This window comes from Dethiosulfovibrio russensis (assembly GCF_021568855.1).
GTDB classification, from domain to species: Bacteria; Synergistota; Synergistia; order Synergistales; family Dethiosulfovibrionaceae; genus Dethiosulfovibrio; species Dethiosulfovibrio russensis.
Genome location: NZ_JAKGUG010000020.1, coordinates 1 through 7,696 on the forward strand (window position 1 = coordinate 1; position 7,696 = coordinate 7,696).

Genomic DNA, 7,696 nt, shown 5'->3' on the forward strand with positions numbered 1-7,696 from the left:
ATAACCGGCTCCATAATGACCATGCCGGGGCTGCCCAAGAAACCGGCCGCTCTGGCGATAGACGTGGACGAAAACGGAAGAATCTCCGGATTGTTCTAGCAACGCCACCAATTGGCTTACGATGAAACGGGCGAGGGTCTTGCGACCTTCGCCCGTTTTGCGATCTCCCTTGACAGGGACTTCGGATCGTTGGAGAGTATGGATATCAACCTTAATCCTTTAGAGGAGACCTCGTCTTGAAAAAAACTCCACCCCCCATCAAAGACCGCTCATTTGCACCTTTCGCCGAGACCCTTCTAAAAGGTGGAGGGCTGGAGGACATTCTCCAAACTATCCACAACCTGTCCGGATTCGACTGCGCCTTTAAGCTCAATAGCGGAAAACTACACGTTTTCTCCAGAAATACCGAGTTCTTCGAGCAGATAAAGACCTATCCTCATCGGGAACTACTCCGGATATTCCATCACACAACCGTCAGTCAAGACGATAGCGTAGTGGGAACGCTGATACTTAATCGTCCTCGAGAAGAGCCTTCTTCGCCTACCGATTTATTGGAAAATGCAACTCTGGCTCTTAGGCTACTCCTCAATAGAAAGCACAGCGAGCTCAAGGTGGAACAGAGATACAGAGATCACTGCGTTCAAGACCTTCTTTTCTCCAGGATAAGGCACCCAGACGAACTGGAGAACAGGGCTTCTCTATTCGGATGGGACCTTTCTGGATCTGTAACGGCGGTGGTCGCAATGGCAGTGGATACCGACCCGGAAGACAGGATAAGACAGACCATATGTCATCGACTGAGGGCGTTCTACCCTAAGCTTATCTTCGCCGACGTGGGACACCATCTGGCACTTCTGATTCCCTCGTCGACCAACGGCTCCAAGGAGATATTCGAGACCTGTCGCTACGTAAGAGACGAGATAGCTCCTCTAAAGGTGAGACTAGGTATAGGTGATCCTCGATCTTCCTTCATAGACGCCGGAGAAAGTTACAGGGAAGCATGTCAGGCTATAGAGATAATGGATCGTTTTCTTAAAGACTGGGCCATCGCCAGATGGAGCGAGCTCGGAGCCTATAAACTCCTGTCCACCTTGGCACAGAAGAGCGACGGTGTAGACTTCATGAGACAAAAGCTAAGTCCACTTGTAGAATATGACAAAACGAACAACACGGAACTGATGGCAACCCTGCTGGCGATAGATAGGGGGAACTGGAACCTCAGGACAGCGGCGGACAGTCTGTACGTTCACTATAACACGGTAAAATACCGTTTCAAGAGAATCTGCGAGGTGCTATCGCTCGATCTGGACGACAACGAACAGCGTTTCGCCGTCAGCCTATCCTTGAGGATCTTTCTCATACACGATAGTTTCAAGGGCCGATCTGGACTATTGCCATCAAGCTGATTTTGTCTTCACAAGACAACTTCCTCAAAAAGCCTTGTCCATGTTGGACAAGGCTTTTTCTAAAATCATGCTATATACTTTAGTCAGAAAGAGGGATAACCGTGAAAAGACACGAGCTAGTGCCAGACAAAGAAATCGTTCAAATACTGCAAAATCTCGTCAGGATAAGGACCACCCTTCCCAGAGGAGATGAGAGGGACTGCGCCAATTATATTGCCTCCCTGTTTTCTAAGGATAGAGTAAAAATAAAACTACTGGAACACGGGGGCAATAGGGCTTCTTTGAAGATCTCCATACCGGGAGATTCAGAGGAGAAGAACCTGGCCTTCGTGGGACACATGGACACTATAGACGTGGACGACCCCGACTCCTGGACCAGATCACCCTTCGGGGCCGAACACGAAGACGGAAAGATTTACGGAAAGGGAACCATCAACGCCAAAGGTGGATTGGCATCGATCATAGCCGCAGGTCTGGCAATGGTAAGGTCCGGCATCAACCCGCCCTATCCCGTCCACCTTTGCCTATCCGCCGACGAGGAGTTGAACGGCATAGGAGCCGGCGCTCTTCTTAAAAGCGGACTTATGGATGAGATGGACGAACTCGTGGTGGTCGAACCTACATCTATGTCTATAGCGTTGGCCGAAAAAGGAGCCCTTTGGCTAGAGATATCGGTAGAGGGGAAAGAATGTCACAGTGCCACACCGGAAAAAGGAGTGAACGCCGTTACGAACTTCATGAAACTCGCATCCAATCTAAACCAGACTCTGCTTAAGGAGCCATCTCACAGACTTCTGGGAAGAAACAGCTGCACCGTCACCAAGATCGAGGGAGGCTCTAATCTCAACGTGGTCCCAGGCAAAGCCAGAGGGGTTCTGGATATAAGGCTTCTGCCCTCGATCGATTCGGAAGATATAGCGAAAAAAGCGAGAGAAATAGCGGATGAGATGGAATCTCAGACCGATTCACTCAAAATCGAGATGAGAGAAGTCAACTCACAGCCTCCGGTGGGAATGCATCACAGCGCTCCGATAGTGGTCAACTTCAAGAATATATGTAATTCACTAAATATCCCATCGGAAGAGATCGGAATACATCCCTTTACCGACGCCTCTAGACTGGTACCGATTCTGGGCATACCTTTCGTCATATTCGGTCCCGGAGACCACAACAGAAGCTATACGGTCGACGAGTGGATCTCGGTCGAGGAGGTCTGCACTGCTGCGGAGGTATTCCTAAGATACGCCATGGGAAACGACGGAAAGTCTTAAACACTTTGGAGGGTTTTTCATGAATCTACTTACAAAGATCAACCGTTTCTTCGAGATTTTCGAAAGAAATGTCGTCGCCTACAGCATCATCATAATGGCGCTGGTCAGCATAGGAAACGTAATAAGTCGCAATCTATTTCAACATAGCTGGACCTATGCGGAGGAGGTAAGTCAGTTCACCATAATCTGGGTAACGTTCATAGGTGCCAGTTATGCGGCGAGAAAAGGCGTCCATATCAGGATGTCCGCCATATACGACGTAATGCCCGAAACCATGAGAAAGATAATGATGCTCATAATGACCGCCGGAACCGCTTTTTTGATGTTCGTCCTTTGCTACTATTCCTCCCGTTATACTATGAAACTTTTTATATCCGGCCGGATGTCTCCGGCTCTTAGATTCCCTCTCTACCTAATAATCATGTGGGTCCCTCTTGGTTTTTTCATGACCGGACTTCAATATGCGCTCACGTTCATCAAAAATCTACGAAATTCCGAGATTTACGTCGCTCCTAACGTCGTCGACGGAGAGAGCGAAACCGACGAGTTTATGGTTTAGGGGGACTGGCAGATGTTGATAACCCTTGTAGGCGTCATGACGGCTTTGCTGCTTCTCGGATTCCCGATGATGGTTCCTCTCATGGCGGGGGCTTTAGTGACTTTGATCTTCTACTTTCCCAATCTTGACCCGACCATGCTGATGCAACAGGTCATCGGGGGGATACAGTCCATGTCGCTGATAGCTGTACCTATGTTCATCTTCGCCGCAGATATAATGACCGCCGGCGAGGTGGCGGACAGATTGCTTCACTTCGTCGTTAGATTCATAGGCCATAAAAGAGGAGGACTTCCCATAGCCACAGCCGGTGCCTGCACCTTGTTCGGAGCTGTATCGGGCTCCACCCAGGCCACGGTGGTCGCCATAGGAGGCCCGATGAGGCCGATGTTGATGGACGCGGGATACTCATCCTCCTTCTCCACGGCACTGATAATCAACTCCGCCGAGATCGCACTGCTGATACCGCCGAGCATATATATGATCGTCTACGGCGTCGTCGGAGGGGCCTCGGTTGGAGAACTGTTCATCGCCGGGGTCGGTCCCGGACTTTTGATCTTCCTGTTCTTTTCCCTCTACTGCTGGTTCGTGTCGGATCCCCATAATATCGCGACCAAGGCGACATGGAAAGAACGGATGACCGCGCTGAAAGAGGCTCTTTTGAGCTTCACCTTCCCTCTCATAATATTCGGAGGAATCTACTCGGGAGTATTCAGCCCTACGGAGGCGGCAGCCGTCTCGGTTCTATACGCTTTCCTTCTGGAGCGATTCGTGTATAAATCCATAACATTTAAGGACATTCCCAAACTAGCCCTCCGTACCGGGGTGGTAACAGCAATTGTGTTCATTCTGATAGCCGTGGGACAGGCTTTTTCCTGGACGATCTCTTTCGCCAGGATACCGAACATAATTCTTCCGGCCCTTCTCGGGGCCGATCCGACTCAGCTTCGCATCCTTACGGTTCTCTCCATCGCCTACTTCCTGGGATGCATGTTCGTGGATCCGGTGGTGGTAATAATGATCCTGACACCAATATTCAGAGGACCTGTAGCGGCTTCCGGGCTGGACAACGTCCTAGTTGGAACGATAGTGACCCTTCAGGCCGCGATCGGATCTTCGACGCCGCCGTTCGGTTGCAACATATTCACAGCGATACCGATATTCCGTCAGAAATACCTGGACGTGGTGAAGGGAGTTCCTCCCTTCATAATAATGATGGTCATAATCTCGGCACTTCTTGTCATGTTCCCACAGATCGCCCTCTTCCTTAGGGACCTGGCGATATCGAGATAAATCGGCATCTCAGGGACGAGATCCCTGCGACACAAAAGCAACACATAAATAAAGGAGGAAACAAAGATGAGCAAACGCACGCTAATAGCTATTTTAGCCGCAACCTTCGCCTTGACGGTCGCTACCACCGCCTTCGGAGCTCCAAAGTACCAGTGGAGACTGGCGGAAGAGGAGATCACCGGTAGCGTCTGCGACGTCTACGCCAACGAGTTCGCCCGTCTTCTCAAGGAAAAATCCGACGGAGAGATACAGCTGGACATCTATCCCCTCGGAACTCTGGGGTCCCCTAAGGAGATATTCGAGCTTTGTCAGAACGGGGCTATCGAATTCGTACTCGACGGAGCCGGCCAGGTCGGGAGCATCGTTCCGGAAAATCAGATCTTCTCGATGCAATTTCTTTTCTCCGACAACCAGGAGGTCAACGAGAAAGTCCTCGCCACCAGCAAGGCGCTTAACGAGATGCTCTCCAGCGCCTACGAGAGACAGGGAGTCAAGGTACTGGCCTACTGGAGCGAGGGAGCCATGGACTGGACCGCCAACAAGCCCCTTCTTACTCCCGAGGATTTCAAGGGATTCAAGATGCGGACCATGCCGTCTCCAATGATAGTGGAATCCTATAAGGTGTACGGTGCCAATCCGACTCCGGTCCCCTTCATGGAGGTCTACAGCGGTCTTCAGCTCAACATGATCGACGGTCAGGAAAACGCCCCCTATATAGTCCAGGAGATGAAGTTCATGGAGGTCCAGGACTATTACATCGAGTCGGCCCACAAGATCTACATCATGCAGACTATGGTAAACAAGAGATTCTTCGAGAAACTGCCCGAGGACATCCAGAAAATCGTTCTCGAAGCGGTCGACGAGCTCCGTCCGTTCGGATATAAAATCCAGAAGGAGCTTAACGACGAGAGAATGGACATGATCAAGGCCAAGATGAAATCCAGCCAGAAGGTGGTAGCCATAACCCCCGAGGCAAGAGCAAAATTCCAGGAAATATCAAAGAAGACCGATGGTACTTACATAAAGATATCCGGCAACCCCGAACTAGCCGAGGACATTCTCGCCACTTTGAGGGAAGAAATCGCCGAGGCGGAAAAAGAGGCGTCAGGAAACTAATCCAATAAGAGACAAAAAAGGGATGAGCGGATCCCACAATCCGCTCATCCCTCGAAAAAACAAAAAACTTCATCTACGCGAGTAGTATATCACGGAGGCGGTATTAATGGATCAGAAAAAGAAATACATCCACGCAGTTCCCAACTTCAGCGAAGGACGTCGTACCGAGGTGATCGAAGCCATAGTGGGCGAAATCAAGAACGTAAAAGGGGTTAAACTAATCGACTTCTTTCCCGACGCCGACTTCAACCGTACCGTCATCGAGTGTATAGGCGAGCCGGAGCCTCTCATGGAAGCTCTCTTGAACATGGCGGGGAAGGCTTACGAGCTCATAGACATGGAAAAACAGCAAGGAGCTCATCCTAGAATCGGAGCGCAGGACACCATACCGGTATTCCCTCTCATGAACGTAACTCTAGAAGAATGCGCCGAGTTCGCGGAAAAGGTAGGGACCGCCCTTTTCGAGAGATTCCAGGTACCCGTGTATTTCAGCGGCGAAAACGCCAGAACTCCAGAACGCAGTGAGTTGGGATACATAAGGAAAGGACAGTATGAAGGATTGAAAGAGGTCGTCCATCTACCCGAACGGGCTCCAGATCTAGGACCTGCCAAGCTACATCCCTCAGCGGGGGCGACCATCGTCAGTGCCGCCACTAGCAATCTGGTGGCGATAAACGTCCTTTTGAGCACCACCGATATAGAGGTAGGCAAGAGAATAGCCAAGATGATGAGAGGCCCTAGCGGAGGCTTCAGCACCATCCGATCCGTCGCCTTCAAGCCGGACGGATACGATAACGTGGCGGTATCCATGAATATGTTCGATATCGATCAGACCCCCATCTACAGGGCTTTCCAGGTAATAGAGAACGAGGCTAAGAGATACGGACTGAGCATCATAGGCACCCAGGTCTGTGGCACGCTGAGACAGAAGGCTCTCATCAACTGTGCCGAGTACTTCCTCCGCTTGGTCGATTTCGACTACAACCAGATAGTGGAAAACAACATACTTGCGCTGGTGGGAGAGGAATAGATCGATGCTGGTGGACATGAGCCTAAAAGAATTTTACCAAGTGTTATCATCCGACTCCCCCGCTCCGGGAGGAGGAAGTGTAGCCGCCCTTTCCGGAGCTATGGGAGCCGGACTGGTCTCTATGGTATGCAATCTCACCGTAGGCAAGAAAGGCTACGAGAACGTTAGAGAAAACGCCGAAAAAACGGTGACGAGAAGCGGCTCGCTGGGACAAGATCTCATAGACTACATCGATGCCGATACGAATGCTTTCAACGGCGTAATGGCGGCCTTCAAGATGCCCAAGGAAACGGACGAGCAAAAAGCGGCCCGAAGTGCCGCCATACAGGAAGGCTACAAGGCGGCTATACGATCTCCTCTGAACATAGCCGAGGCCTGTCTGGAGGTGATGGAGCTCGCCGATGGCATGCTCGGCAAAGGAAACTCCAACGCCCTAAGCGACCTAGGGGTCGGAGCCGACATGGCCTACTCGGGACTGAAGGGGGCCGTGATGAACGTAGAGATAAACCTCCCCTCCATAAAAGACGAGACCTTCGCATCGGATACGGCGAAGAAGATCTCCTCACTGGAAAACAGAGGAGCCGTTTTGGCAGAAAGAATCCGTGAATACGTCAAAAAAGGCGGTCAAGCCTAGTATCACTACCTGTATTTCGAGACTATAATCCGGATATCCCTCCGAAAAGCTCAGATTCGGAGGGATATCGCGATAAGAGACAGAAGGAGGAGTTCTTACATGGCATTTCTCTCAGACATCGAGATAGCCCAGCAGGCTAAGATGAAACCCATAACGGAGGTGGCCGCCCAACTCGGCATAGAGGAGGACGACCTGGAACACTACGGCAAGTACAAGGCCAAGGTGTCCTACGATCTGTGGAACCGCATCAAGGACGACGAGGACGGCAAGCTCATCCTGGTGACGGCCATTACCCCCACCCCGGCGGGAGAGGGAAAGACCACCACGTCGGTAGGTCTCGCCCAGGCCCTGGCCAAACTGGGAAAGAAGACCACTCTGGCCCTCAGAGAA

Annotated in this window: 10 protein-coding genes; all 10 read left to right on the plus strand. The window is 51.1% G+C overall.

Annotated features, from left to right (window positions below; all coding sequences use genetic code 11):
* Positions 1–99, plus strand: a 99-nt coding sequence (locus tag L2W48_RS12715) for a formate--tetrahydrofolate ligase (RefSeq protein WP_236100466.1), incomplete at its 5' end; no start/stop codon positions are given.
* Between the two features lie 137 nt (positions 100–236).
* Positions 237–1,406 carry a PucR family transcriptional regulator gene (locus tag L2W48_RS12720; RefSeq protein ID WP_236100464.1) on the plus strand — a complete coding sequence of 390 codons (1,170 nt, stop codon included), beginning with the start codon at positions 237–239 and terminating at the stop codon, positions 1,404–1,406.
* 40 nt (positions 1,407–1,446) lie between these two features.
* Complete coding sequence (locus L2W48_RS13175; RefSeq protein WP_369123585.1) at positions 1,447–1,599, plus strand: hypothetical protein; 153 nt, start codon at positions 1,447–1,449, stop codon at positions 1,597–1,599.
* Positions 1,526–2,677: a M20 family metallopeptidase gene (locus L2W48_RS12725; RefSeq protein ID WP_369123586.1), complete on the plus strand. Its 1,152-nt coding sequence runs from the start codon at positions 1,526–1,528 to the stop codon at positions 2,675–2,677. Before L2W48_RS13175 ends, L2W48_RS12725 begins: the two co-directional genes overlap by 74 nt.
* A 19-nt stretch (positions 2,678–2,696) precedes the next feature.
* The gene (locus tag L2W48_RS12730; RefSeq protein WP_236100460.1) at positions 2,697–3,236 is read left to right on the plus strand and encodes a TRAP transporter small permease; all 540 of its coding nucleotides are present in this window, start codon (positions 2,697–2,699) and stop codon (positions 3,234–3,236) included.
* Positions 3,237–3,248: 12 nt separating this feature from the next.
* Positions 3,249–4,526, plus strand: coding sequence for a TRAP transporter large permease (locus tag L2W48_RS12735; protein ID WP_236100459.1), 1,278 nt, complete (start codon positions 3,249–3,251; stop codon positions 4,524–4,526).
* 66 nt (positions 4,527–4,592) lie between these two features.
* Positions 4,593–5,642 (plus strand): TRAP transporter substrate-binding protein, encoded by a 1,050-nt coding sequence (locus L2W48_RS12740; protein WP_236100457.1) that lies wholly within the window; start codon positions 4,593–4,595, stop codon positions 5,640–5,642.
* Positions 5,643–5,748: 106 nt separating this feature from the next.
* Positions 5,749–6,672, plus strand: a complete 924-nt coding sequence (gene ftcD / locus L2W48_RS12745; RefSeq protein ID WP_236100455.1) for a glutamate formimidoyltransferase — start codon at positions 5,749–5,751, stop codon at positions 6,670–6,672.
* 16 nt (positions 6,673–6,688) lie between these two features.
* The gene (locus tag L2W48_RS12750) at positions 6,689–7,306 is read left to right on the plus strand and encodes a cyclodeaminase/cyclohydrolase family protein (protein ID WP_268906906.1); all 618 of its coding nucleotides are present in this window, start codon (positions 6,689–6,691) and stop codon (positions 7,304–7,306) included.
* 99 nt (positions 7,307–7,405) lie between these two features.
* A partial coding sequence (locus L2W48_RS12755; protein ID WP_236100451.1) for a formate--tetrahydrofolate ligase occupies positions 7,406–7,696 on the plus strand: 291 nt, incomplete at its 3' end.